The organism is Paracoccus sp. (in: a-proteobacteria) (genome assembly GCF_030538755.1).
In the GTDB taxonomy this organism is placed as follows: domain Bacteria; phylum Pseudomonadota; class Alphaproteobacteria; order Rhodobacterales; family Rhodobacteraceae; genus Paracoccus.
On sequence record NZ_JAUNTJ010000013.1, the window covers coordinates 48,490 to 72,271 of the forward strand.

The 23,782-nt window shown below is 63.7% G+C and carries 26 protein-coding genes; 8 read left to right on the top strand and 18 right to left on the bottom strand.

Annotated elements, in window-relative coordinates; all coding sequences use genetic code 11:
- Positions 1-98: 98 nt before the first annotated feature.
- Entirely contained in the window at positions 99-2,231 is a 2,133-nt protein-coding gene (gene scpA / locus Q4G14_RS09550; protein WP_303361511.1) for a methylmalonyl-CoA mutase, read from the bottom strand.
- 59 nt (positions 2,232-2,290) lie between these two features.
- On the opposite strand from scpA, the gene Q4G14_RS09555 reads away from it, so the two are divergent.
- Positions 2,291-2,869, top strand: coding sequence for a DUF4174 domain-containing protein (locus tag Q4G14_RS09555; protein WP_303361512.1), 579 nt, complete (start codon positions 2,291-2,293; stop codon positions 2,867-2,869).
- A 193-nt stretch (positions 2,870-3,062) separates the two neighbouring features.
- Here Q4G14_RS09555 and Q4G14_RS09560 read toward each other — a convergent pair whose 3' ends face one another.
- The 8 genes from Q4G14_RS09560 to Q4G14_RS09595 form a co-directional block, all read right to left on the bottom strand.
- Complete coding sequence (locus tag Q4G14_RS09560) at positions 3,063-3,662, bottom strand: hypothetical protein (protein WP_303361513.1); 600 nt, start codon at positions 3,660-3,662, stop codon at positions 3,063-3,065.
- A complete protein-coding gene (locus tag Q4G14_RS09565; RefSeq protein ID WP_303361514.1) occupies positions 3,662-4,102 on the bottom strand; it encodes a hypothetical protein in 441 nt (146 codons plus the stop codon). Before Q4G14_RS09565 ends, Q4G14_RS09560 begins: the two co-directional genes overlap by 1 nt.
- Before the next feature lies 1 nt (position 4,103).
- Positions 4,104-6,149, bottom strand: a complete 2,046-nt coding sequence (locus Q4G14_RS09570) for an acetyl/propionyl/methylcrotonyl-CoA carboxylase subunit alpha (protein ID WP_303361515.1) — start codon at positions 6,147-6,149, stop codon at positions 4,104-4,106.
- Between the two features lie 93 nt (positions 6,150-6,242).
- A complete protein-coding gene (locus Q4G14_RS09575) occupies positions 6,243-6,464 on the bottom strand; it encodes a hypothetical protein (RefSeq protein ID WP_303361516.1) in 222 nt (73 codons plus the stop codon).
- An 84-nt stretch (positions 6,465-6,548) separates the two neighbouring features.
- On the bottom strand, positions 6,549-6,797 hold the full coding sequence (locus tag Q4G14_RS09580; RefSeq protein ID WP_303361517.1) for a hypothetical protein: 249 nt from the start codon (positions 6,795-6,797) through the stop codon (positions 6,549-6,551).
- Positions 6,798-6,931: 134 nt separating this feature from the next.
- The gene (locus Q4G14_RS09585; protein WP_303361518.1) at positions 6,932-7,369 is read right to left on the bottom strand and encodes a hypothetical protein; all 438 of its coding nucleotides are present in this window, start codon (positions 7,367-7,369) and stop codon (positions 6,932-6,934) included.
- A 66-nt stretch (positions 7,370-7,435) separates the two neighbouring features.
- Positions 7,436-7,585: a hypothetical protein gene (locus tag Q4G14_RS09590; RefSeq protein WP_303361519.1), complete on the bottom strand. Its 150-nt coding sequence runs from the start codon at positions 7,583-7,585 to the stop codon at positions 7,436-7,438.
- Between the two features lie 201 nt (positions 7,586-7,786).
- Positions 7,787-9,319, bottom strand: coding sequence for an acyl-CoA carboxylase subunit beta (locus Q4G14_RS09595; protein ID WP_303361520.1), 1,533 nt, complete (start codon positions 9,317-9,319; stop codon positions 7,787-7,789).
- Positions 9,320-9,481: 162 nt separating this feature from the next.
- Between Q4G14_RS09595 and alr the strand changes: the two genes are divergently transcribed.
- The 4 genes from alr (at position 9,482) to Q4G14_RS09615 (ending at position 13,171) form a co-directional block, all read left to right on the top strand.
- Positions 9,482-10,507, top strand: coding sequence for an alanine racemase (gene alr / locus Q4G14_RS09600; protein ID WP_303361521.1), 1,026 nt, complete (start codon positions 9,482-9,484; stop codon positions 10,505-10,507).
- Between the two features lie 168 nt (positions 10,508-10,675).
- The gene (locus tag Q4G14_RS09605) at positions 10,676-11,749 is read left to right on the top strand and encodes a PhoH family protein (RefSeq protein WP_303361522.1); all 1,074 of its coding nucleotides are present in this window, start codon (positions 10,676-10,678) and stop codon (positions 11,747-11,749) included.
- Positions 11,742-12,257: an rRNA maturation RNase YbeY gene (ybeY, locus tag Q4G14_RS09610; RefSeq protein ID WP_303361523.1), complete on the top strand. Its 516-nt coding sequence runs from the start codon at positions 11,742-11,744 to the stop codon at positions 12,255-12,257. The genes Q4G14_RS09605 and ybeY overlap by 8 nt, the downstream gene beginning before the upstream one ends.
- Complete coding sequence (locus tag Q4G14_RS09615) at positions 12,254-13,171, top strand: hemolysin family protein (protein WP_303361524.1); 918 nt, start codon at positions 12,254-12,256, stop codon at positions 13,169-13,171. Before ybeY ends, Q4G14_RS09615 begins: the two co-directional genes overlap by 4 nt.
- Before the next feature lie 30 nt (positions 13,172-13,201).
- Here Q4G14_RS09615 and Q4G14_RS09620 read toward each other — a convergent pair whose 3' ends face one another.
- Positions 13,202-14,020, bottom strand: coding sequence for a GNAT family N-acetyltransferase (locus tag Q4G14_RS09620; protein WP_303361525.1), 819 nt, complete (start codon positions 14,018-14,020; stop codon positions 13,202-13,204).
- 73 nt (positions 14,021-14,093) lie between these two features.
- Positions 14,094-14,879, bottom strand: coding sequence for a hypothetical protein (locus tag Q4G14_RS09625; protein WP_303361526.1), 786 nt, complete (start codon positions 14,877-14,879; stop codon positions 14,094-14,096).
- 176 nt (positions 14,880-15,055) lie between these two features.
- Between Q4G14_RS09625 and Q4G14_RS09630 the strand changes: the two genes are divergently transcribed.
- A complete protein-coding gene (locus Q4G14_RS09630) occupies positions 15,056-15,283 on the top strand; it encodes a hexameric tyrosine-coordinated heme protein (protein ID WP_303361527.1) in 228 nt (75 codons plus the stop codon).
- A gap of 1 nt (position 15,284) precedes the next feature.
- Positions 15,285-15,557, top strand: a complete 273-nt coding sequence (locus tag Q4G14_RS09635) for a DUF1971 domain-containing protein (protein WP_303361528.1) — start codon at positions 15,285-15,287, stop codon at positions 15,555-15,557.
- Between the two features lie 110 nt (positions 15,558-15,667).
- Here the strand turns inward: Q4G14_RS09635 and Q4G14_RS09640 are convergent, their stop codons facing one another.
- Both Q4G14_RS09640 and guaA read right to left on the bottom strand, forming a co-directional pair.
- Positions 15,668-16,051, bottom strand: a complete 384-nt coding sequence (locus Q4G14_RS09640; RefSeq protein WP_303361529.1) for a hypothetical protein — start codon at positions 16,049-16,051, stop codon at positions 15,668-15,670.
- The gene (gene guaA, locus Q4G14_RS09645; protein WP_303361530.1) at positions 16,048-17,604 is read right to left on the bottom strand and encodes a glutamine-hydrolyzing GMP synthase; all 1,557 of its coding nucleotides are present in this window, start codon (positions 17,602-17,604) and stop codon (positions 16,048-16,050) included. The genes Q4G14_RS09640 and guaA overlap by 4 nt, the downstream gene beginning before the upstream one ends.
- Positions 17,605-17,720: 116 nt before the next feature.
- Between guaA and Q4G14_RS09650 the strand changes: the two genes are divergently transcribed.
- Positions 17,721-18,233, top strand: coding sequence for a CAP domain-containing protein (locus tag Q4G14_RS09650; RefSeq protein ID WP_303361531.1), 513 nt, complete (start codon positions 17,721-17,723; stop codon positions 18,231-18,233).
- Positions 18,234-18,314: 81 nt separating this feature from the next.
- Here the strand turns inward: Q4G14_RS09650 and Q4G14_RS09655 are convergent, their stop codons facing one another.
- From Q4G14_RS09655 to Q4G14_RS09675, 5 genes are all read right to left on the bottom strand, one after another.
- Positions 18,315-19,661 (bottom strand): branched-chain amino acid ABC transporter permease, encoded by a 1,347-nt coding sequence (locus tag Q4G14_RS09655; protein ID WP_303361532.1) that lies wholly within the window; start codon positions 19,659-19,661, stop codon positions 18,315-18,317.
- Positions 19,662-19,672: 11 nt separating this feature from the next.
- The gene (locus Q4G14_RS09660) at positions 19,673-20,680 is read right to left on the bottom strand and encodes a branched-chain amino acid ABC transporter permease (RefSeq protein WP_303361549.1); all 1,008 of its coding nucleotides are present in this window, start codon (positions 20,678-20,680) and stop codon (positions 19,673-19,675) included.
- Between the two features lie 149 nt (positions 20,681-20,829).
- The gene (locus Q4G14_RS09665) at positions 20,830-21,660 is read right to left on the bottom strand and encodes an ABC transporter ATP-binding protein (protein ID WP_303361533.1); all 831 of its coding nucleotides are present in this window, start codon (positions 21,658-21,660) and stop codon (positions 20,830-20,832) included.
- On the bottom strand, positions 21,657-22,439 hold the full coding sequence (locus Q4G14_RS09670) for an ABC transporter ATP-binding protein (RefSeq protein ID WP_303361534.1): 783 nt from the start codon (positions 22,437-22,439) through the stop codon (positions 21,657-21,659). Before Q4G14_RS09670 ends, Q4G14_RS09665 begins: the two co-directional genes overlap by 4 nt.
- A gap of 103 nt (positions 22,440-22,542) precedes the next feature.
- On the bottom strand, positions 22,543-23,724 hold the full coding sequence (locus Q4G14_RS09675; protein WP_303361535.1) for an ABC transporter substrate-binding protein: 1,182 nt from the start codon (positions 23,722-23,724) through the stop codon (positions 22,543-22,545).
- Between the last annotated feature and the right edge of the window lie 58 nt (positions 23,725-23,782).

Genomic DNA, 23,782 nt, shown 5'->3' on the forward strand with positions numbered 1-23,782 from the left:
AGATCACCAATCACCTATCCCGCACCGCTGCGCCGTGCAAGCGCCCCCCACCGTTTGGCGGGGGACGTTGACCAGTCGAAATGCGCGATCAGAACCGCTCACCCCCGTGCTTCGCGGATCAGGCGCAGGATGTCGGCGGCGGCGGCGGGGATGTTGGTGCCGGGGCCGAAGATCGCCTTGACGCCTGCGGCCTTGAGGAAATCGTAATCCTGTTGCGGGATCACGCCGCCGCAGATCACCAGAATATCCTTGGCCCCCTGCGCCGCCAGAGCCTCGATCAGTTTCGGGGCCAGCGTCTTGTGACCCGCCGCCTGCGAGGAAATGCCCACGACGTGAACATCGTTGTCGATGGCGTCCTGCGCGGCTTCTTCGGGGGTTTGGAACAGCGGGCCAACGTCCACGTCAAAGCCGATGTCGGCGAATGCGGTGGCGATGACCTTGGCGCCGCGGTCATGGCCGTCCTGCCCCATTTTCACCACCAGCATACGCGGGCGGCGGCCTTCGGTTTCGGCAAAGGCTTCCACATCGCGCTGGATCTGGGCAAAGCCTTCGTCGCCCTCGTAGGCGGCGCCGTAAACGCCGGCCAGCGTTTTCACCTCGGCCCGGTGGCGGCCAAAGATTTTCTCCATCGCCATGCTGATTTCCCCCACGGATGCGCGCACACGGGCGGCCTCGACCGCCGCTTGCAGCAGATTGCCGCCCTGTTCGGCGCGGCGGGTGATTTCGTCCAGCGCGGCCTGACAGGCGGCTTCGTCGCGGGTGGCGCGCATTTCGGTCAGGCGCGCGATCTGCGATTCACGCACCTTCACGTTGTCGATGTCCAGAATGTCGATCGGGTCTTCCTTGTCCTTGCGATATTTGTTGACGCCGACGATGACTTCTTCGCCCCGGTCGATCATCGCCTGACGCCGCGCCGCCGTTTCCTCGATCCGCAGTTTCGGCATCCCCGTGGCGACGGCCTTGGTCATGCCGCCCATGTCCTCGACCTCCTGGATCAGCGCCCATGCCTGTTCGGCCAGTTCGGCGGTCAGGGTTTCGATGTAATACGACCCGGCCAGCGGATCGACGACATGGGTGATGCCGGTTTCTTCTTGCAGGATCAGCTGAGTGTTCCGCGCGATGCGGGCGGAAAACTCGGTCGGCAGGGCGATGGCTTCGTCCAGCGCGTTGGTGTGCAGCGACTGCGTGCCGCCAAGCGCCGCCGACATCGCCTCGTAGGCGGTGCGGATCACGTTGTTATAGGGGTCCTGTTCCTGCAACGAAACGCCCGAGGTCTGGCAATGCGTGCGCAGCATCAGGCTGCCGGATTTCTTCGGGTTGAAATCCGACATGATCCGGTGCCACAGCAGACGCGCGGCCCGCAGCTTGGCAATTTCCATAAAGAAGTTCATGCCGATGGCGAAAAAGAACGACAGCCGCCCGGCAAAGGCATCAACATCCATCCCGGCGGCAATCGCGGCGCGGACATATTCGCGCCCGTCGGCCAGCGTATAGGCCAGTTCCTGCACCAGATTGGCCCCGGCTTCCTGCATGTGATAGCCGGAAATCGAGATGCTGTTGAATTTCGGCATCTCGTTGCTGGTATATTCGATAATATCGGCAATGATCCGCATCGAGGGTTCGGGCGGATAGATATAGGTGTTCCGCACCATGAATTCTTTCAGAATGTCGTTCTGAATAGTGCCCGACAGAACCGAGCGGTCGTGGCCCTGTTCCTCGCCGGTGACGATGAAGTTCGCCAGAATCGGGATGACGGCACCGTTCATGGTCATCGAGACCGACACCTTGTCCAGCGGGATGCCGTCGAACAGGATCTTCATGTCCTCGACCGAATCGATCGCCACCCCGGCCTTGCCCACATCCCCCACAACGCGGTCATGGTCGCTGTCATAGCCGCGATGGGTGGCCAGATCGAAGGCGACCGACACGCCCTGCTGACCGGCAGCCAGTGCCTTGCGGTAAAAGGCATTCGATTCCTCGGCGGTGGAAAAGCCCGCATATTGCCGGATCGTCCACGGGCGGCCCGCATACATGGTCGCGCGGGGGCCACGGGTAAAGGGCGCAATCCCCGGCAGGCTGTGCATATGGTCCAGCCCTGCCGTATCCTCGGCGGTATAAAGCGGTTTGACCTCGATCCCCTCCAGCGTCTGCCAGTTCAGATCATCGGGGTTGCGGCCCTTCAGTTCCTTTTCCGCCAGCTTGCGCCAGTCATCCAACGTCGGTTTTGTCATGATCTGTCCTTTCCGATTGGACTGCCTGCCCTATATTCAAAGGGCAGAACGAGGTGCCGATGAAGTGTAAATTATTGCCCGCGACGATGTTTCTGGCCGCGATGGCCGTGGCTGCGATGGGGCCGGGGCGATCCGATGCGCCGCCTGAATCCGTGGTGCCGCCGGTGCAACCGTCCCAGCCTGCGACGGGCGCGGCATGGCCGACCAGCCGGTCGCCCGAACCCGATGCGCCGGGTTCCGCCGCAGGCCAGCCCGCCGCCGTGGGCCAAGCCGTGCTGCGCATCCTGCCCGCGTCCGAGGCTGATCCGGCGACGTTCCTGTGGCAGGCGCGGCCCCTGGTGATCTTTGCCGATACCGCCGCCGACCCCGCCTTTATCGAACAGCTCAAGCGGTTAGAGCGTGATCCGGCGGCGCTGATTGCCCGCGATGTGGTGGTGATTACCGATACCGACCCAGCGGCAAACAGCGCATGGCGGCAGCAATTGCACCCGCGCGGCTTTTCTCTGGTGCTGCTGGACAAGGACGGGCAGGTGAAACAGCGCAAGCCCAGCCCGTGGACGGTGCGCGAAATCAGCCGCGCCATCGACAAATTCCCGCTGCGGCGGCAGGAAATCGGCCGGGCAGGGGTGCTGCCCTGATTGCAATTCACCGAAACCCCGCTCATATTCATAAGAACGAGTGAGGGCATCATGGACAAACCGAAATCCCTGCGCATTTTCCGGTCGCATCCGCGGACAGAACCCGTCCTGACCAGAAAGCCGTCGCGCCCCGAACGCCCCGAGGTGCAGACCAGCGGCGCGCGTCTTTCCCTGATTGCAGAAGCCGAACGGATCATGGGCGTCCAACCGATCCTTGGCCGGACGAAGCCGCGTCCGGGCTATTGACGGAACGGCGTCCGGTTCCGTCCATATTATTGGCAATGGCGATCATCGCCTTTTCGCCCAGCTCCAGCGCCTCCAGTTCAAAGGCGATATAATCGCGATACATCGCTGCTGCGCGATCCGCGCCGATTTTTTCCTTATCCAGAACCCGCAGATCGGTAATCATCGCCGAAATGGCGTTCAACTGGCTGTAATACAGAACCAGCGGGTCAATGGTGTCGCGGGGCAGGATGTGGATATTCTCGATAATGGCGCGAAAGATCGCATCATTGGATTCCGATGGGATGGTCGGGAAATAATCCGGCTGGGTTTCGATCATGCGGGCGATGGTTTCGCCATATTCGGCCAGTTCCTCGCGCCGCAGCATGGCGACATTGGCGCGGATTTCGGCAAACAGGGCGCGCTGGACATCGCGCACCCGTTCCGCGCGATGGCGGCGGTCGCGCCAGATGTTCTGATAGGCCACCACCCACCAGCCCGCCGCCAGAAACAGCCCGGCAATCACCGCCTGCTGCGCGGGGGGCGCAAGGATATGATCCAGAGGGGCCATCAGCGCACATCCTGCCGCACGATCCAGTCGCGCAGCATCAGGCCGGTGGTGAAATAGCCCACGGCGGCAACGAAAGGTGCCCCGGATACGGGCAGCGGCGTCAGAAAGGCCACCCCCATCGCCAGCAAGGGCAGCGCCGCCATCATTCCACCCGCAGCGGCCAGCCGCCACAGCCGGGGCCAGCGCCCGGCGGCCAGCGCGATCACCGTGCCATAGGCCAGCGCCCCGGCCATCGCCAGCAGGGCGAATTGCCCGGCCAGTTCCAGCAATTGATGCGTCAGGCGGGAACTGTCCAGCCCCACCGCCGCCGATACCCGGTCATGCAGCGCCGCCGCCCGCACCGGAAAGCGCCATGCCAGCGCCAGCACAGCCGCCCCCGCCGCCAGCCCCGCCATCAGGGCCAGCGCCACGATGCCACGGCCAAGCGGGCGGGCCGCCACCTTATTCGAACTCGATGATGACGTCATCGACGCGCAGGCTTTGCCCCGGCTCGGCGTTGACGGATTTCACCACGGATTTCTTTTCGGCGCGCAGGATGTTTTCCATCTTCATCGCTTCGATGGTGGCCAGCGCCTGACCTTCCTGCACCTCGTCGCCCTCGGCCACGTTGATTTTCACCACCAGCCCCGGCATCGGGCACAGCAGGAATTTCGACGTATCCGGCGCCACCTTTTCCGGCATGAAGCGGGCCAGTTCGGCGGTGCGCGGACGGCGGACATAGACCTTGAGATCGGCGCCGCGCGTGCGCATCCGATAACCGGCGTGGATTTTATCGACCTTGATGACCAGGGGTTCGCTGTCCACCGTCAGCCGCGCCAGCGACATGCCGGGCAGCCAGTCGCCCTCGACGCGCATGGTCTGGTCGCCGATGGTCACATCCGCGCCCTCGGGGTCGGCGATCATGCGCACCTTGATTTCCTGCTTGCCGATCAGCACCACCCAGTTCGACCCGACATGGCGTTCGTGATTGCCCAGACGGCCGGTGATCCGGGTGCGGCGAATTTCCGCGACGCGGTGCATTGCCGCCGCCGTTGCCGCGATCCGGTTCATATCTTCGGGCGAGGGTTCGATGCCCTGAAAACCGTCGGGATATTCCTCGGCGATAAAGGCCGTGGTGATGTCGCCGCTGACGAAACGCGGGTGGTCCATCACCGCCGACAGGAAGGGCAGGTTGTGGCCGATCCCTTCCACCTCGAACCCGTCCAGCGCCTCGCGCATGGCTTCGATCGCGCGGTCGCGCGTGGGTGCCCATGTGCACAGCTTGGCGATCATCGGGTCGTAATACATGCTGATCTCGCCGCCTTCATAGACGCCGGTATCGTTGCGCACGGCGGTCGCGCCCTGCCGCACATCCTCGGCCAGCCATTTGCCGCTGCCGACCATCGGCCCGGCGGCAACCTCGGCCGGGGGGCGGTAACGGGTCAGGCGACCAATCGAGGGTAGAAAGTTGCGATACGGGTCTTCGGCATAAAGACGGCTTTCAATCGCCCAGCCGTTGATTTTCAGATCTTCTTGCCGGAAGGGCAGAGGCTCGCCGCTGGCGACACGGATCATCTGTTCGACCAGATCGACGCCGGTAATCAGCTCTGTGACCGGATGTTCCACCTGCAAGCGGGTGTTCATTTCAAGGAAATAGAAATTCCGTTCGCCATCGACGATGAATTCCACCGTGCCTGCGCTGGTGTAACCCACTGCCTTGGCCAGCGCGACGGCCTGTTCGCCCATGGCCTTGCGCGTGGCTTCGTCAAGAAAGGGCGAGGGCGCTTCTTCGATGACCTTCTGGTTGCGCCGCTGGATCGAGCATTCGCGTTCGTGCAGGTAAACCGCGTTGCCGTGCTGATCGGCCAGCACCTGAATTTCGATGTGGCGCGGCTGCGTGACGAATTTCTCGATAAAGATGCGGTCGTCGCCAAAGCTGTTGGCGGCCTCGTTCCTGGAACTTTCAAAGCCCTCGCGCGCCTCGGTGTCGTTCCAGGCGATGCGCATCCCCTTGCCGCCGCCGCCCGCCGATGCCTTTATCATCACCGGATAGCCGATCTGCTGGCTGATCTTCACCGCTTCATCGGCGTCGGCGATCAGGCCCATATAGCCGGGCACGGTGGAAACGCCCGCCTCGGCGGCGATCTTTTTCGAGGTGATCTTGTCGCCCATCGCCTCGATCGCGCCAACGGGCGGGCCGATAAAGGCCACGCCGGCCTGTTCCAGCGCCTCGGCGAATTTCATGTTCTCGGACAGAAAGCCATAGCCGGGGTGAACCGCCTCGGCGCCGGTCTGGCGGATGGCCTCCATGATCTTGTCGATCACGATATAGGATTGGCCCGCCGGGGGCGGGCCGATGTGAATCGCCTCATCCGCCATTTCGACATGCAGCGCGTTGCGGTCGGCATCCGAATAGACGGCAACCGTCTGGATGCCCATCTTGCGCGCGGTCTTGATGACGCGGCAGGCAATTTCACCGCGGTTGGCGATCAGGATTTTCTTGAACATGGCTGGTCCCCGGACATGAAAAAACCGCCCCGGACGCCAAAGGCCGGGACGGCAGAAAAGGTTTGCGCGCCGCGCGTGGCGGCAGCGGTCAGATTATTGGCAAAGCCGCACGTCGTCGCACAGCGCGCCCGCGACGGCGCCGATGGCCGCGCCTTTGACACGATCCGACCCGCCTTTGCCGCGCACGGTCTGGACGGTATAGCCGCCTGCCGCACCGATGATGGCGCGGTCCGCGTCGGTCGGCCGGATGTTTTGCGTGCAGCCCGCCACAAGGGCAAGCGAGACGCCGGAAGCAAGGAGAAAGATCTTGCGCATGTCAGTTGTCTTTCCGTCAGGCCAAGGCCGTCCGCGCCATGCAGGCGCGGAGGAACCGTGGCGATTGCGTTGAAATGACGCCGATCAGTAGCCCGATGCCGAGGCGCAGACGCCCACATCGTCGCACAGCGCGCCTGCGGCACCGCCGATAAGCGCGCCGGTGCCAACGTTGCCGTCAACGGCTTTGGCGATGACGGCACCAGCCACGGCACCACCGGCAGCGCGCTGCACGTCGGGCGAAATGGCGGGTGCGCCATAGCCTTGCTGGCAAGCCGACAGGGTTGCCGCAACAAGAAGAGCGCCGGAAAGGCGAAGGATCGAAGTCGTCTGCATATCACTGTGCCTGTATCAAAGACCCGTTTTCGGGCCGGTTGTGTTGAACATACGCAGGTTATGCCATTTCTATTCCAACAGGCAAACTGAAATGGCCGTGAAAAGGTGGTGATGGGCAAGGGTTTGCGCATGATTCAGCCGCGCCCTGCGTCGGAATCGTCGCCATCGTCCCAATCGCCGTCATCCTCGGGCCAGTCGTCGCCATCTTCCCAACCTTCGCCATTGTCAGGCTTGGCGAAAATTTCCGGGAATGAGGCCTCGGCCCGCGCCAGATCGACGACGAAAAGCTGTTCGTAATCGGTGGGGTTCAGCTTGCCCACGGGCATCACCTCGCGCCCGATCAGCCATGACAGGCGGCCCGCGTCCAGATTGCCGCGTTCAAAGGGTTCGTCGCCGAAATGTTCGATCAGAGCGGCCAGAAAGGCGACATCGGCGCGGCGATCAGCGGGGCGGCGGTCCTTGAACCGTTCGCGCCGGGTGATCGGCGTGGCGCCTTTGGCATTGGCGCGGCGGATGACGAATTGGAAATCGGTGCCGGCCAGACGGCCCGGAAAGCCGCGATGCTTCAGCATGACACGCCCCTCCGGCAGTGGGCGATGCCTTGGCGCGGGCAGTCAGGCCGCCCGCGCCGCGTGGCGTCAGTTGGCGCCGTATTTGCCCTGATAGACAGGCTCGGGCGCGATGGCGACGGGGCCGGGCGTGACCGAAATTTGCGGCTGCGGCTGTTGCTGCTGGCAAGCGGCCAGAGCGGACAGCAGGACGAGGCCGAGAACGATTTTCTTCGACATGGGAAATTTCTCCTGTAATCCGGGGCGGTTGTGCCCCGGCTGCTCGGGTTTGTTCCGGCGCGTTGGTGCGTCGGATGCGCTATTTTATCCCCTGCCACCGCGCCCCGACAGATGGCGCAGGTCAGCCGGCCCACAAGTCCGGCGGAATGTGGCCATGCTGCATCATACACGCAGGCGTGAACGGTCATCTGGATCAGCCCCTTACAGCGGGATGTTGTCGTGTTTCTTCCACGGGTTCGACAGCTTTTTGTTGCGCAGGCTGGCGAAGGCGCGGGCGACGCGTTTGCGGGTGCCATAGGGCTGGATCACCTCGTCGATAAAGCCTTTTTCGGCGGCAACGAAGGGGTTGGCAAAGCGGTCCTCGTAATCGCGGGTCCGCTCGGCGATCTTGTCGGCATCGCCCAACTCGCTGCGATACAGGATCTCGACCGCGCCCTTGGCCCCCATCACGGCGATTTCCGCCGTCGGCCAGGCATAGTTGAAATCGCCCCGCAGATGTTTCGACGCCATGACGTCATAGGCCCCGCCATAGGCCTTGCGGGTGATGACCGTGACTTTCGGCACCGTCGCCTCGCCATAGGCGAACAGCAGCTTCGCGCCGTGCTTGATAACGCCGCCATATTCCTGCGAGGTGCCGGGCAGGAATCCCGGCACGTCAACCAGCGTCAGGATCGGAATTTCGAACGCATCGCAGAACCGCACGAAACGCGCCGCCTTGCGGCTGCTGTCAATATCCAGACAGCCCGCCAGAACCATCGGCTGGTTCGCCACGATGCCCACGGTCTGACCTTCCAGCCGGATAAAGCCGATGACGATATTACCCGCGAAATCCTTTTGAATTTCGTAAAAATCGCCCTCATCCGCGATTTTCAGGATCAGTTCCTTCATATCGTAGGGCTGGTTCGGGTTGTCGGGCACCAGCGTGTTCAGCGAGTGATCCAGCCGGCCCGGATCGTCAAAGAAGGGTCGGGTCGGCGCGCGGTCGCGGTTCGACAGCGGCAGAAAATCGAACAGGCGGCGAATTTCGACCAAGGCTTCGACATCGTTATCGAAGGCACCATCGGCAACGCTGGATTTCTTGGTATGGGTGCTGGCCCCGCCCAGTTCCTCGGCGGTGACGACCTCGTTGGTGACGGTTTTCACCACATCCGGGCCGGTCACGAACATATAAGACGTGTCGCGCACCATGAAGATAAAGTCGGTCATGGCCGGGCTGTAAACCGCGCCGCCCGCGCATGGCCCCATGATGACGCTGATCTGCGGGATCACGCCGGATGCCATGATGTTGCGCTGAAATACCTCGGCATAGCCGGCAAGGCTGGCGACGCCTTCCTGAATCCGTGCGCCGCCCGAATCGTTCAGGCCAATCACCGGCGCGCCGTTCTGCATCGCCATGTCCATGATCTTGCAGATTTTCTGCGCATGGGTTTCCGACAGGCTGCCGCCGAAAACGGTAAAGTCCTGGCTGAATACATAGACCATGCGGCCATTGATCGTGCCCCAGCCCGTCACCACGCCGTCGCCATAGGGGCGGTCGGATTCCATGCCGAAATCGGTGCTGCGGTGGGCCACGAACATGTCGAATTCTTCGAAGCTGCCTTCGTCCAGCAGCACCTCGATCCGTTCGCGGGCGGTCAGCTTGCCGCGGGCGTGCTGGGCGTCGATCCGGCGCTGTCCGCCGCCCAGCCGGGCGACTTCGCGGCGGCGTTCAAGTTCGGTGTGGATGTCTTTCATAAGGCGGCCCTCTTGCGACGGATTTGCGGCACTTTAGGCATCCATGCGCCCGGCGCAAAGCGGAATTGCGCAAGTTTGCAAAATATGCGGCGGGGCGTTGGTGCAAATTGCAAACTCGTCAAAGGGCTTGACGCAGCAGCGGCTTGGGCGCATCGACGCGGCATGGTTTTGCAGATTGATCTTGGGGCCGTTGCGGCCAATTGGAAGGCGCTGGCGGCCAAAGCCCCCGGCGCCCGCACCGGCGCGGTGGTCAAGGCCGACGCCTATGGTCTGGACGCCGCCCTTGTGGCGCCCGTGCTGTATGAATGCGGCGCGCGGGATTTCTTTGTCGCGCTGGCATCCGAGGGGCAGGCGATCCGCCCGCATCTGCCGGGGGACGCGCGTATCTTTGTGCTGTCGGGGCATATGGCGGGCGCGCCTTTGGGCGGGCTGATCCCGGTGCTGAACAGCGCCGAGCAGTTTTTCCGCGACCGCGCCATGCGGCCGGGCCAGCCGTTCGGCATTCAACTGGACACGGGCATGAACCGGCTGGGGCTGGAGCCGGCCGAATGGTCCGGCATCCGGGGCGAGGCGATGGCCGCCAATCAGGGCCAGGGTCCGGCGCTGGTCATGTCGCATCTGGCCTGCGCCGACGAGGACAGCCCCGAAAACGCCCGGCAACTGGCCACCTTTCACGAGATGACGCAGGGCGTGACCGCGCCGCGCAGCCTGTCGGCGACGGGCGGGATCTTGCTGGGGGCAGAGTATCATTTCGATCTGACCCGCCCCGGCATCGGCCTGTATGGCGGCGCGCCCTTTGCCGAGGCTGCGCCGGTGGTGCGGCTGTCGCTGCCGGTGATCCAGACGCGGATCGTGCGGCCCGGCGAATTCGTCGGTTACGGCGCAAGCTGGCGGGCCGGGCGGGTGACGCGGGTGGCGACTGTGGCGGCGGGCTATGCCGACGGGCTGCACCGCGCGCTGGCCCGTGGCGGCGCGATGCTGTGGGCGGGCGAGGTCGCTTGCCCCGTCATCGGGCGGGTGTCGATGGATCTGATAACCTGCGATGTGACCGATCTGCCCGATGTGCCGGATGCGCTGGATATTCTGAATGACCGTCAGGGTGTGGATGCGTTGGCCGGGGCTGCCGGAACCATCGGTTACGAGGTGCTGACCAGTCTGGGCGCGCGGTATCAGCGCAGCTATATCTGAGCGTCGTTGCGCCCCAAGATGCGTATTTAAGCAAACAGGAAGCGGCGGGCGCGGCGGATTGGCCACATCTTGCCGGGGCGCGGGCGGTTCTGCCCTTGTGCGAATCCCCTTGAATTGCCACCTTGGGGTCAGAGTGATCTTTCGGAGAGACTTTTGGGCCTGAACCCTATGCCCCCCGCACCATCCGGCGATGCCAGCCCGGCGGCTGAAACCTTGCTGGAGTTTCCCGACAACCGTTTGCTGATTGATCTGTGCGGTGCCAATGACCGGCATCTGGCGCGGATCGAGGAGGCTTTGGGCGTGCATATCCTGCGGCGCGGCAATCTGCTGGCCGTGGTTGGCCCGGCCGAGGCGCAGGCCGAGGCGGCGCGGGTTCTGCGCGGTCTTTATGCGCGGCTGGAACAGGGCCGCAGCGTTGAAATGGGCGAGGTCGAGGCCGCCTTGCGTATGGGCGATGCCCCTGCCGCCGAGGTCAGCCCCGCCGAGCAGCTGGAGATGTTCAGCGCCGGCAATTACGAATTGCGCACCCGCAAGAAATCGGTCGAGCCGCGGACCGAGGCGCAGAAGGATTACGTCCGGTCGCTGTTTCAGAACGAACTGGCCTTTGGCATTGGCCCCGCTGGCACCGGCAAGACTTATCTGGCTGTCGCGGTTGGCGTGACCATGCTGATCGGCGGCCATGTGGACAAGATCATCCTGTCGCGCCCTGCTGTCGAGGCGGGCGAACGTCTGGGCTTTCTGCCCGGCGACATGAAGGAAAAGGTCGATCCCTACATGCAGCCGCTTTACGACGCGCTGAACGATTTTCTGCCGTCGAAGCAGATGCAGAAGCTGATGGAGGAAAAGCGCATCGAAATCGCGCCTCTGGCATTCATGCGCGGGCGCACGCTGGCCAGTGCCTTTGTCGTGCTGGACGAGGCGCAGAATGCCACTGCCATGCAGATGAAGATGTTCCTGACCCGGCTTGGCGAAGGCTCGCGCATGGTGATTACCGGCGACCGCAGCCAGATCGACCTGCCGCGCGGGATGCAGTCCGGTCTGGTCGAGGCCGAACGGATTCTCAAGGGCGTCAAGGGCATCAGCTTTTCCTATTTTACCGCGCAGGACGTGGTGCGGCACCCCTTGGTGGCGCGGATCATTCAGGCCTACGATGCCGAGGATGTCGCCGCATTGGCGCGCGGCGAAGGGGATGGCAACCGTGGCGATTATGCGCCGCGCCGGATGCCGCGATCCGATGCCTGAGCCGCTGACCGATACCGTCATCGAGGACGACCGATGGGACGCCGCCGGTCTGCCGGGCCTTGCGGATCGCGCGGTTGCTGCGACTCTGGCCTGGCTGGGGATCGGTGGCGAGGTGGTTGTGCTGGGCTGCGATGATGCCCGCATCGCGGCGCTGAATGCCGATTTCCGGGGCAAGCCCAAGGCAACCAATGTGCTGTCATGGCCTTCGGTCGAACCCGAACGCCCCGCCCCCGGTGCCGCCCCGCTGCTGCCCGAGGATGAAGAACTGGGTGACATTGCCATCGCCTATGATACCTGCATGGCCGAGGCCGCCGTGCAGGGCAAGGCGCCTGCGGATCATGTCACGCATCTGCTGGTTCACGCCGTGCTGCATCTGGTCGGCTATGACCACGAAACCGACGCCGATGCGGAAACCATGGAAGCGGCCGAGCGTTCGATCCTTGCCACGCTGAATATCGCCGACCCTTATGCGGCCGAACGCGCCCCGACAATCGAGAGAGAAAGATGAGCGACGATCCCCGAAGTCCCGAGATACCGAAAACGCTGGAAGACCCCGCAGGCTGGGCCGATGGGGTCGGTGGCGAGGGGCGCGATCTGCCCGGCTCGCGCGGGTTTCTGGGGCGGTTTTTCGGGGTCTTTTCCGGCGATGAACCTGCGGCAGCCGCCGAACTGCCGGGCAACGCCTCGCAGCCTGCGCCCGGTCTGGTGAACCTGCGGCGCTTGCGCGTGGATGATGTGGCGATCCCCAAGGCGGAAATCATCGCCGTGCCCGTCACCGTCTCGCTGGATGATCTGGTCGAGATGTTCCGCGAACACGGCTTTTCGCGGATTCCGGTGTTTCGCGGCACGATGGACAGCCCTTTGGGGCTGATCCACCTCAAGGATCTGGCGCTGAAACATGGGTTTGGCAAGGGCGGGCGCTTTACGCTGCGCCCGATGCTGCGGCCTTTGCTGTATGTGCCGCCCTCGATGCCCATCGGGGTGCTGTTGCAGCAGATGCAGCAAAAGCGCATCCACATGGCGCTGGTGATCGACGAATATGGCGGCGTGGACGGGCTGGTCACGATCGAAGACCTGATCGAGCAGGTGATCGGCCAGATCGAGGATGAACATGACGAGGCCGAAGGCGGGCTGACCGTTCTGGTCAAGCCGGGCGAGTGGCTGATTCAGGCCCGCGCGCCTCTTGCCGATGTCGAGGCGGAAACCGGGCTTCGGCTGGCCACCGGCGAGGAAGAAGAAGAAATCGACACGCTTGGCGGGTTGGTGTTCATGCTGACAGGCCGGGTGCCCGTCCGTGGCGAGGTGATCGCACTGGAATCAGGGACCGAGATTGAAATCGTCGATGCCGACCCGCGCCGGATCAAGCGGGTGCGCCTGCGCGCGCCCAAGGATCGCCCGGCGGTCGAGGGCAAGGCCGTATAGGCCCGGCGGTCGCGCCGGGGCGGGCATCCGTCAAAGGCGCGCAAAGGCGGCGGCGTGCGTCACCGGGCTGTTGGCGGGCAGTTTCGGCCCCGCCGTCATCAGATGCGGGCCTGCATAGGGCGACGCCAGATCGGCCGGGGCAAAGCCAAAGCGGCGGTAATAGGCCGGATCGCCCAGAGCGATGATCGTGTGATCGGCAAAGCTGTCGATTGCGGCGCGGATCAGGGCGCTGCCGATCCCGCGCCCATGCAGGGCAGGGTGAACGGCCACCGGGGCCAGCGCCAGTGCCGGACCGGCCGCGCTCACCGGCGACAGGGCGATATGGCCAAGGATGGTGCCCTGCGCCTCGGCCACCAGCGACAGGGCCATATCGTCATCGGCGCGCAGATTGGCAACCAGATCCGACTCGGCCTTTTGGTCAAAGGCGCGGCGCAGCAGTTGCGCAATCCCGTCGTGATCGGCGCGGGTTTCCGGGCGCAGGCGGGGCAGAGTATCAGTGGCGGCAAAGTCGCGGCGGATCGCGGTGCTGTCTTGCCCCCATGGGCTGGCCTGCGTGCGGGACTGATGCGCGGCGAAAGCGGCCTCATCGGCGAAAAGCTCGTTCAGGTGCCAGATCATCGGGTCGTCATCCTGCGCAAGATCAAAGCGCAGGCAGCCCGGTTCGGCCCGGCTGGCGGTGATGTGATCGGGCAGCAGGCGCATGGCCAGCAGCATCTGATCCATATCGGCGCAGATCAGCCGCCCGCTTAGCGCCCGCAGCGGCGGCGAGATGGCGATCTCGGTGCCGGTCGGCGGGCCGGGGTGGTGATGGGCGTGATGTGTGTGATGCCCGCAGGCGCAGCCGGTCATGGTGGTTCCCCTTGCTTTGGGCGCAGCTTACCGGCCCATGCGCCATGGCACCAGCCGTGCAAAGGTCTTGCGCCTAACGGATCAGCGCGTCGAAATCGGGGTATTCGTCCTGCTCCGGCTGGCCCGCCGTATAACCCAAAGCGCCCGGTTCGGCATAAGGATCATCCCCGGCCTGTGGGTGGCAGGCGTGCAGATAGGTGCGGGTGACGGATTCAGTCGCGCCAAAGACCTGCGGCAGAGGCAGCACGACCCAGCTTTCGCCCGTCGCAAAGGCGGGTCGCAGCGGCGAACAAAAGAACCGCACCGTAACCGGATCAGACCACGCCAGCCCGTCAGGCGGCGCATCCGGGTAATTTGCGCCCGGATGCTGGCTATAGGCCAGACGCTGCGTCACCTGCACCAGATGGCCCGGCACGGCGGCGCTGCCCTGGCCGATCTGCTGCGGCGCGGATTGATCGACCCAGAAACAGCCATCCATATGGCAGCGCCCGGCAAAAGCACCGGGTGGCGGCGGCTGATCCGCCGCCCGCACACAGATCGCCGCGCTGTCGCCGAACCAGCAGGCCGGGTCATCGGGGTTGCGCTGAACCGCGCCCCAATCGCTGCGCCCGCCATCGGGGCCAAGGCCGGTCAGCCTGCCGTGCCCCGGCGCCGTGATGTCCAGCGAAACCGCTGTCGCGCCCGCGATCTGGCTGTGATCCAGCATCCGCACGGTGAAACTGCCGCCGCGCCGCAACTGGAAATCACAAGGCCCGGCGCTGCTTTGGTCGGCGCGGGCGATCTCGCATTGCGGGGGTGCTGTGGCATGGGCGGGCAGGGCGGCACAGGCGGCAAGCAGGGCGGGCAGATACAGGCGCATGGCAGAACCTCGGGCAGGATGCGGCCATGCTGATGCACGCCGGCGTTTCGGGCAAGAGGCGGGTAATGTGCGGTGAAGAAAGGGCAGGCCAACCGGCGGTTTGATTTTCGCCAAGGCCGTTCATACGTCCTGATGGCAAGCTGCAACCACGATCACAGCAGCAAAAGGGAAACCCGATGTCCGATCCTTGGCTTACGACCCTGATAACCGCCACCCCGCAACAGGGGTTCGAACTGGCCGTGACGCTTGGCCGTCGCGGCGTGAAAACCACGCAGCCCGACGCGGAAGTGCTGCACAAGTTGCGCCCTGTTTATGCCAATGATGCCGATGCGCTGACGGCGGCATCGCAGGTGGTGGCGATCAATTTTCAGACCATCGCTGCGGCGAACAATTACTGGCGCTGACATGACAGAACAAATCTATCGCTCGACCGAGGTATTCACGCAGGACACCATCCCCGACGCGCTGTTGAAGGAACACAAGATCAAGGCCGGATCGCGCGGCCTGCTGCGGGTTCTGTCGGGGCGCATCTGGCTGGTTTACGAAGATCGCGACGAACGTATCCTGCTGTCACCCGACCACCCCGGCCTGATCGAGCCGCTGACCCCGCACCATGTCGAACTGGACGGCGCGGTGCAGTTTCAGATCGACTTTATGTATGACCGGCCGGATGGATGATCTGACCGCGTAACCGATTGATATTTACTGGTATAAGGCGACCGCGCCCGAACAGGTTCCGGGGGGGGGCTGACATATGCGGGATCTTGTTTGATGTAATTAGGATCAGTTCAGTTAAGGGGACTGGGAGTGATGGCTGCATAAACCGATGCCACACTAAATGAGCTGACGATATATGCCAGAACGATGCCAAACAAAAAACCGATCCAGACTAGCACACCCCACCAGCGGCGCGTTGCACAGAGATAGACCAGCAACCCCAACGGTGTCAGCAAGATTGTCAGCAGCCGTGTGCCGCTACCGACCGTCTGGCCGCGCTGATCCGCATCTGCGCGCTGCCATAAAACGCACAGCACGACGATCCCGACCATTTGAATGAAATCATTCCATGTATAGGTCGGCATTGTATCCATGTCGGGCCAGAATGTCCTGTCGATTACCGCACCGATGGCGACGTAAACGAGAAGCAGCACATAGATTTGCCAAGGCTTCATTCCCACTCGATCGTTCCCGGCGGTTTCGAGGTAATATCATAGGTCACGCGGTTGATCCCGCGCACCTCGTTGATGATCCGGGTCGCCGTTTCGCCAAGGAAATCATGGCTGAACGGGTAATAATCCGCCGTCATCCCATCGACCGAGGTCACGGCCCGCAGCGCGCAGGCATAGTCATAGGTGCGCCCGTCGCCCATCACGCCGACGGTTTTCACCGGCAGAATGGCGACGAAAGCCTGCCAGATGTCGTCATACAGCCCGTGCTTGCGGATCTGGTCGATAAAGACGGCATCGGCGCGGCGCAGGATCTCCAGCTTGTCGCGGGTGATCTCGCCGGGGCAGCGGATGGCAAGGCCGGGGCCGGGGAAGGGGTGGCGGCCGATGAATTTGTCCGGCAGGCCCAGCTCGCGGCCAAGGGCGCGCACTTCGTCCTTGAACAGTTCGCGCAGCGGTTCGACCAGCTTCAGCCCCATCTTCTCGGGCAGACCGCCGACATTGTGGTGCGATTTGATCGTGACCGAAGGCCCGCCGCTAAACGACACGCTTTCGATCACATCGGGGTAAAGCGTGCCCTGGGCCAGAAACTCGGCACCCTCGATCTTGCTGGCCTCGCGCTGGAACACGTCGATGAACAGCTTGCCGATGGTCTTGCGCTTGACCTCGGGGTCGGAAACGCCCTCAAGCGCGCCGATGAACAGGTCGGATTCCTCGGCATGGATCAGCGGGATGTTGTAATGGTCGCGGAACATGGTCACGACCTCATCGGCTTCGTTCAGCCGCAGCAACCCGTGATCGACAAAGACGCAGGTCAACTGGTCGCCAATCGCCTCGTGGATCAGCACGGCGGCGACGGATGAATCAACCCCGCCCGACAGACCGCAGATCACCCGCTTGTCGCCCACCTGTTCGCGGATCTTCGCAATCGCATCGTCGCGATAGCTGGCCATGGTCCAGTCGCCGCTGAACCCGGCCAGACGCACGAAATTGGCAAACAGATCGGCACCGCGCGGGGTGTGATGCACCTCGGGGTGGAACTGCACGGCAAAGAAATTGCGCGCCACATCCGCCGTGATCGCATAGGGCGCACCGGGCGAGGTGCCGTAAACCGCAAAGCCGGGGGCCAGCCGCGATACATGATCGCCATGGCTCATCCAGACCTGTTCGCGCCCGTCGTCGAACCAGCCCTCTAACAGCGGCAGGCTGTCATCGGCGGGCGTCACGAAGGCGCGACCGAATTCGGCGGTGCCATCGCCGCTTTCGACCAGCCCGCCCAGTTCCTGCATCATCACCTGCTGGCCATAGCAGATGCCCAGAATCGGCACGCCCATTTCAAAGGCCAGACGCGGCGGGCGTGGGCTGCCCTCGCGCGTTACGCTGTCAGGACCGCCCGAAAAGATGATCGCGCGCGGGGCAAAGCCGCGCAGGAAATCCTCGGTCACGTTCTGATAGGGGTGAATTTCGCAATAGACATTCAACTCGCGCAGACGCCGCGCAATAAGCTGCGTCACCTGAGAGCCAAAGTCGATGATAAGAAGGCGCTGATGCTGGGTCATATCCGCGCTTTAGGCCCGCCAGCCCCCTGACGCAAGAGGCCAGCGCCCCCCGGAACCCACTGCACCCGGCGCGCGTTGCGAAAGATGAATGGAAACAACCATCTGCCGAGGTCGCCATGCTTTGCCGCTCTTTCATCGCCGTCGCCGCACTTGCCACACTGACTGCCTGCGAAAATGGCGCAATGCCGGGGGGAAACGGTAGCGCGCCCGCGTCTGCGCTTGCCGCGCAATGTCTGGCAGACCCGGCGCAGTCGCAGGATATGGAAAACGCGCTGAACGCCGCCCGCCAGGTCGAGGGTAAAACTATCCTGCGCAACCATGCCAACCTGTCCGCCATCGCCCAAAACCACGCCTGCGACATGGCTCGGATGGGGCAGGGCACGGTTGCCGGATCGGACGGATCGAACATCGTCGAGCGGGCGCGGGCCGTCAGCTATCCGACCTGCGGCGTGGTGCAGCTTGTCACCGTCGGCGGCACCCCGACGCAGGTCGTCAACCGCTGGCTGGCATCGAAACCGCATCGCGAACAGGTGCTGGGGCAACTGTCCACCGACATCGGCGCGGGCGTGACCATCGGTCCCGATGGCCGCCAATGGTGGAGCGTGGTGATGGGCCACGACTGCCGCTAACCACAACAGCCCGTCTTTCGTTTGCAAATATCCCGCGGGGGTCTGGGGGCGCGAAGCCCCCAGCGTCGCGGGACGCAACCCTTACTTTTCCGGCAGCAACCCGCGGGGCGAGAACCGCAGCACCAGCAGCAACACCACCCCCATCGCGATAAAGCGCATATGCGGCGCGCTGCCCAGCAATTGCTGTTTTACCGTGCCATCGGGCAGGGGCAGGGTCAGCACGCCGATCAGTTGCGGCCCCCAGACCTCGACCTTGATCCAGATGAACCAGATCAGCACTGCGCCCAGCACGGAACCCCAGTTGTTACCCGATCCACCGACGATCACCATCACCCAGATCAAAAAGGTATAGCGCAAGGGGTTATAGCCCGTGGGCGCCATCAGCCCGTCCAGCGTCACCATCATCGCCCCGGCCATGCCGATGACCGCCGACCCGATGATGAACACCTGCAAATGCCGCGAAGTGACGTTCTTGCCCATCGCCTCGGCGGCGGTTTCATTGTCGCGGATGGCGCGCATCATCCGGCCCCAGGGCGATTTCAGCGCCAGTTCCGCCAGCAGGATCAGCAGCAGCAGCACGACAAGGAACAGCAGCATATAGCACAGCTTGACCCAGATCCCTGACGCCTCGGCCACGGTAAAACCCCAGCTGGCGGCAAAGTCCTGAAACTGCGGATTACGCTGAAGCGCGATCTCATAGGGGACCGGGCGCGGGATCGAGGTGATGTTCTTGACCCCGCGCGCCAGCCATTCCTCGTTGCGCAGAACGGCGACGATGATTTCACCGATGCCCAGTGTGGCGATGGCCAGATAATCGGACCGCAGCCCCAGCGCGACCTTGCCCACGCCCCATGCGGCGGCGGCGGCGAACAGCCCGCCCACCGGCCACGCCAGCAGCACCGGCAGACCCAGCCCGCCGATATTGCCGAACCGTGCCGACTGGTTGGCCTCGATCGCTGTCACGGCGGGGTCAAAGATGGTGCGGAACAGGAAAAACCCCACGATCAGCACGGTGGCGACAGCCAGCCCGCGCAGCCTGCCCTTGGGCATCCGGCCCCAGACTTGCGCGGCCAGCACCAGCGCCCCCAGCCCCACGGCCAGCGACAGCAACAGGCGCGGCCCGCCCGCAGCCCACGCCCCCTCGACCGGCGGCAGCGAGATCAGCACAGGCGCCAGCCCGCCGATGGCCAGAAACCCGACCACGCCCGAGTTGAACAGCCCGGCATAGCCCCATTGCATGTTCACGCCCAAGGCCATGATGGCCGAAATCAGCCCCATGTTCAGAATGGCCAGCGACGTGTTCCATGACCCCGAAAACAGGCTGTTGTTCAGGGTGCCTTCCAGCACGAACAGGATGGCGAGAACCGCAAACAGAACCGGCGCGCGCAGCGGGCTGGATGCGGTATTTGCCTGACGATTTCCCGACATGTTCAGCCCCCTTACACGGATTTGCCACGGAACAGCCCGGTCGGGCGGAACAGCAGAACGGCGATCAGAATGATAAAGCTGACCGCGAATTTATACTCGGTGGACAGCAGTTGCAGCAGCCCGCCCGGTTGCCAGTCGGGGAACAGGTATCCCGCAACCTTGACCCATGGATAGGTGATCGCCACCTCGGAAAAGGCGACGATAAAGCCGCCCGCGATGGCCCCCACCGGGCTGCCCAGACCGCCGACGATGGCGGCGGCAAAGATCGGCAGCAGGATCTGGAAATAGTTGAAGGCCTTGAACGACTTGTCCAGGCCATACAGCGTGCCGGCAATGGTCATCAGCGCGGCGGCGATGATCCATGTCTGGCGCACCACCTGTTCCGGGTCGATGCCCGACAGCAGCGCCAGATCCTCGTTATCGGAATAGGCGCGCATCGCCTTGCCCGACCGGGTGCGATTCAGAAACCAGAACAGCGCGGCGACGACCAGAAAGGCGACCACGACGGTCAACGCTTGTGTGCTGCGCAGCGCCAGACCCTCGCTCAGCCCGGTCAGTTCGCGGAATTCGCGCACACTGATGACGAACCGTGCACCGTCGTCAAAGCGGATTTCGTCCACGCCGATGACCAGACGGGTCAGGCCGTTCATGATGAACATCACCCCGACCGAGGCCATCACCAGAATGATCGGCGGCGATTTCCTGGCGCGATAGAACCGATAGACCGCGCGATCCGTCCCCAGCACCAGCAGGGCCGTGGCGGCGATCCCCAAGGGCAGCGCCAGCAGCGCGGTGGGCAGCGGGCCAAGGCTGATGCCCATGGATTGCAGCCACCATGTGAACAGGATCACCATGGCGGTGCCGAATGCCATGGTGTCGCCATGGGCAAAGTTCGAAAACCGCAAGATGCCATAGATCAGCGTCACCCCCAATGCGCCAAGCGCCAACTGCGCCCCGTATGCCGCAGCAGGAATGAAAACGAAGTTAAGAAAGGCGACAAGCGCGTTCAGAATATCCATCAGGTCGCCTCCTTGCAGGTGCCGATACAGGTCGTCGGTGCGCATTCGGTCTCGACGCATTCGGTTTCAAAGGCGCAGTCAAAGGAGCGATCATCCGCCAGCACCGGCAAGGGGGCCAGAAGGGCGCAAAGAACAGGCATCCGCATCGCTTAGCCCCCCAGAAAGGTGCGCCGCACCTCATCGTTGGCCATCAGCTCGCGCCCGGTGCCGGTATGGGCGTTCGCGCCCTGCACCAGAACATAGGCCTTGTCGGCAATCGCCATCGCCTGCTGGGCGTTCTGTTCGACCATCAGCACGGGCAGGCCGGTGCGGGCGATTTCGATGATGCGGTCGAACAATTCGTCCATCACGATGGGCGACACGCCCGCCGTTGGTTCATCCAGCATCAGCAGTTGCGGACGCGTCATCAGCGCCCGGCCAACGGCGACCTGCTGGCGCTGACCGCCCGACAGCTCGCCCGCGGCCTGACGCCGCTTGTCGCGCAGGATCGGGAACAGGTCATACACCTGTTCGATGGTCGGGCGGAAATCGTCGTCGCGGATGAACGCGCCCATTTCCAGATTTTCCTCGACCGACATCGAGGGGAAGATGTTGTTCACCTGCGGCACAAAGCCCATGCCCGCCTTGACCCGATCCTGCGGATTCAGCGCCGTAATATCACGCCCGTTCAGCCGGACCGAGCCTTGCCGCAGGTCCAGCATCCCGAACATCGCCTTCATCGCGGTGGATTTGCCCGCGCCGTTCGGCCCGACGATCACGGCGATTTCGCCGCGTTCCACCGAGATGGTGCAGTCGTGCAGAATGTCCGGCCCCTTGCCATAGCCGCCGGTCATGTTTTCGCCGATCAGAAACGGATCGCCCGCCTTGCCGGGGCCAGTCGTGCCGCTGCGGCGGGTGCCGTCGATGGTGCCCATGCCCTTGGTGTTGGTGATCGAGGCGTCGCGGTTGCCGCGCCCGCCGAATACGTCGCTGTCGCTCATACGGGCACCATGTCCTTGTTCTTCAGGCCGCGGCCCAGATAAGCTTCGATCACGACCTCGTTCTGCATGATGCTGGCGGCCGAGCCTTGGGCCAGCACCTTGCCTTCGGCCATGACGATCACCGGATCGCAGATTTTTCCAATGAAATCCATGTCATGTTCGATCACGCAAAAGGTATAGCCGCGTTCGCGGTTCAGGCGGATGATCGAATCGGCGATGGTCATCAGCAGGGTGCGGTTCACGCCCGCGCCCACCTCGTCCAGAAAGACGACCTTGGCATCGACCATCATGCAGCGGCCCAGTTCCAGCAGCTTTTTCTGCCCGCCTGACAGGTTGCCGGCCTTTTCATTGGCGACATGGCTGATGGTCAGAAATTCCAGCACCTCGTCGGCCTTTTCGCGCAGGGCGCGTTCTTCGGCGGCGATGCGGCCACGGCGGAACCATGTGTTCACCAGCGTTTCGCCGGTCTGGCCGCCGGGCACCATCATCAGGTTTTCGCGCACGGTCATCGACGAAAATTCGTGCGCCAGTTGAAAGGTCCGCAGCAGCCCTTTGTGAAACAGCTTGTGCGGGGGCAGGCCGGTAATATCCTCGCCCGCCATGGTCACGTTGCCCGAGGTCGGCGGCAGCACCCCCGCGATCACGTTGAACAAGGTGGATTTGCCCGCGCCATTCGGCCCGATCAGCCCGGTGATCGACCCCTTGGCAATGGACAGGCTGGCACCGTCCACGGCGCGGAAACCGCCAAAGTGCCGGTGCAGGTTCGTGACCTGAATCATGCATATTCCCCTGTAAACCTTCGCGTTAAACCCGAAGTGTCCGGCGTGACGCCATTTTCTGTTTGGGTGCCGCCCGGCAGCAGGGGCCGGGCGGCAGAGTGCATCAGTGGAAACCGACGACTTCCAACTGGCCACCGTTGATGACGGTTTCGCGGAAGCTGCCGGCGCTTTCGCCCGGTTCGACCAGTTCCACGGACGAGGCACCGACGTAATCAATGTCCTGACCAGCGGCCAGCAGCTCCAGCCCCTTGGCCAGTTCGCCCGGCAGGATCTGTTCGCCCGGCGCGTTGGCCACGTCCATCACCTTGTCCTTGAACGTGGCGGGGTCGGACGACCCGGCGGCCTGCATCGCCAGCAGGATCAGCGCGGCGGCGTCATAGGCTTCGGCGGAATAGGCACCCTGCGGGTCGAATCCGGCGGCGGCACCCAGTTCGTTAAAGCGGTTGCGGCCTTCGCCATCGGCTGCCGGGTTCACACCGATCGAGCCGTCGATTTCGTCGCCAAAGCGTTCGGCCAGCGGGTCGCCGATCATCCCGTCGGGAAAGATAAAGCGGTCGAACGACCCGGTATCCAGCGCCGCGCGGGTGACGCCGGAACCGCCCTGATCGACGTAACCGGCGACGACCAGCACATCACCACCAGCAGCGGCCAGTGCCGCAACCTCGGCCGAATAGTCGGCTTTGCCATCGTCATGCGCGGCGGTGATCGTCACCGTGCCGCCTGCATTCTGGAAGGCGGTGGCAAAGCTGTCGGCCAGCCCCTTGCCGTAATCGTTGTTGGTATAGGTGACGGCGGCGCTTTCGATGCCCTTGCTGCGCGCGATCTGTGCCATCACTTCGCCCTGACGGGCATCCGACGGCGCGGTGCGGAAGAACAACCCGTTATCCGCAATGTCGGTCAGCGCCGGAGACGTGGCCGAGGGCGATACCATCAGCACACCGTTGGGCATCGCCACCCGTTCCAGCGTGGCGATGGTTTCGCCCGAACACTGGCCGCCAACCATGGCGCGCACGCCTTCGCTGACCAGACGTTCTGCGGCGGAAACCGCGGCGGCGGCGTCGATGCAGGTGGTGTCGCCGCGCACCGAAGTCACGGTCGAGCCGCCCAGCAGCAGGCCGGAATCGCTGACCTCTTTCATGGCGGCTTCGGCACCGGCGGCGATGTCGGGTGCCATGGATTCCAGCGGCCCGGTAAAGGCCAATTGCGTGCCGATCTTGATTTCCTCGGCGTTAACCAGACCGGCCGTCATCATGCAAGCGGTCGTGGCAAGAAGCAGTTTTTTCATTCTATCCCGTCCTGTTGGTTATTGAATTACCGTGCAGCTTAGACGCCGCACGGTCGTT

Excerpts from the sequence above, each read along its gene's own strand:
- scpA (WP_303361511.1), bottom strand. The coding sequence starts at position 2,231 with ATGACAAAACCGACGTTGGATGACTGGCGCAAGCTGGCGGAAAAGGAA.
- Q4G14_RS09555 (WP_303361512.1), top strand. The coding sequence starts at position 2,291 with ATGAAGTGTAAATTATTGCCCGCGACGATGTTTCTGGCCGCGATGGCC.
- Q4G14_RS09560 (WP_303361513.1), bottom strand. The coding sequence starts at position 3,662 with ATGGCCCCTCTGGATCATATCCTTGCGCCCCCCGCGCAGCAGGCGGTG.
- Q4G14_RS09570 (WP_303361515.1), bottom strand. The coding sequence starts at position 6,149 with ATGTTCAAGAAAATCCTGATCGCCAACCGCGGTGAAATTGCCTGCCGC.
- Q4G14_RS09575 (WP_303361516.1), bottom strand. The coding sequence starts at position 6,464 with ATGCGCAAGATCTTTCTCCTTGCTTCCGGCGTCTCGCTTGCCCTTGTG.
- Q4G14_RS09580 (WP_303361517.1), bottom strand. The coding sequence starts at position 6,797 with ATGCAGACGACTTCGATCCTTCGCCTTTCCGGCGCTCTTCTTGTTGCG.
- Q4G14_RS09585 (WP_303361518.1), bottom strand. The coding sequence starts at position 7,369 with ATGCTGAAGCATCGCGGCTTTCCGGGCCGTCTGGCCGGCACCGATTTC.
- Q4G14_RS09590 (WP_303361519.1), bottom strand. The coding sequence starts at position 7,585 with ATGTCGAAGAAAATCGTTCTCGGCCTCGTCCTGCTGTCCGCTCTGGCC.
- Q4G14_RS09595 (WP_303361520.1), bottom strand. The coding sequence starts at position 9,319 with ATGAAAGACATCCACACCGAACTTGAACGCCGCCGCGAAGTCGCCCGG.
- alr (WP_303361521.1), top strand. The coding sequence starts at position 9,482 with ATGGTTTTGCAGATTGATCTTGGGGCCGTTGCGGCCAATTGGAAGGCG.
- Q4G14_RS09605 (WP_303361522.1), top strand. The coding sequence starts at position 10,676 with ATGCCCCCCGCACCATCCGGCGATGCCAGCCCGGCGGCTGAAACCTTG.
- ybeY (WP_303361523.1), top strand. The coding sequence starts at position 11,742 with ATGCCTGAGCCGCTGACCGATACCGTCATCGAGGACGACCGATGGGAC.
- Q4G14_RS09615 (WP_303361524.1), top strand. The coding sequence starts at position 12,254 with ATGAGCGACGATCCCCGAAGTCCCGAGATACCGAAAACGCTGGAAGAC.
- Q4G14_RS09620 (WP_303361525.1), bottom strand. The coding sequence starts at position 14,020 with ATGACCGGCTGCGCCTGCGGGCATCACACACATCACGCCCATCACCAC.
- Q4G14_RS09625 (WP_303361526.1), bottom strand. The coding sequence starts at position 14,879 with ATGCGCCTGTATCTGCCCGCCCTGCTTGCCGCCTGTGCCGCCCTGCCC.
- Q4G14_RS09630 (WP_303361527.1), top strand. The coding sequence starts at position 15,056 with ATGTCCGATCCTTGGCTTACGACCCTGATAACCGCCACCCCGCAACAG.
- Q4G14_RS09635 (WP_303361528.1), top strand. The coding sequence starts at position 15,285 with ATGACAGAACAAATCTATCGCTCGACCGAGGTATTCACGCAGGACACC.
- Q4G14_RS09640 (WP_303361529.1), bottom strand. The coding sequence starts at position 16,051 with ATGAAGCCTTGGCAAATCTATGTGCTGCTTCTCGTTTACGTCGCCATC.
- guaA (WP_303361530.1), bottom strand. The coding sequence starts at position 17,604 with ATGACCCAGCATCAGCGCCTTCTTATCATCGACTTTGGCTCTCAGGTG.
- Q4G14_RS09650 (WP_303361531.1), top strand. The coding sequence starts at position 17,721 with ATGCTTTGCCGCTCTTTCATCGCCGTCGCCGCACTTGCCACACTGACT.
- Q4G14_RS09655 (WP_303361532.1), bottom strand. The coding sequence starts at position 19,661 with ATGTCGGGAAATCGTCAGGCAAATACCGCATCCAGCCCGCTGCGCGCG.
- Q4G14_RS09660 (WP_303361549.1), bottom strand. The coding sequence starts at position 20,680 with ATGGATATTCTGAACGCGCTTGTCGCCTTTCTTAACTTCGTTTTCATT.
- Q4G14_RS09665 (WP_303361533.1), bottom strand. The coding sequence starts at position 21,660 with ATGAGCGACAGCGACGTATTCGGCGGGCGCGGCAACCGCGACGCCTCG.
- Q4G14_RS09670 (WP_303361534.1), bottom strand. The coding sequence starts at position 22,439 with ATGATTCAGGTCACGAACCTGCACCGGCACTTTGGCGGTTTCCGCGCC.
- Q4G14_RS09675 (WP_303361535.1), bottom strand. The coding sequence starts at position 23,724 with ATGAAAAAACTGCTTCTTGCCACGACCGCTTGCATGATGACGGCCGGT.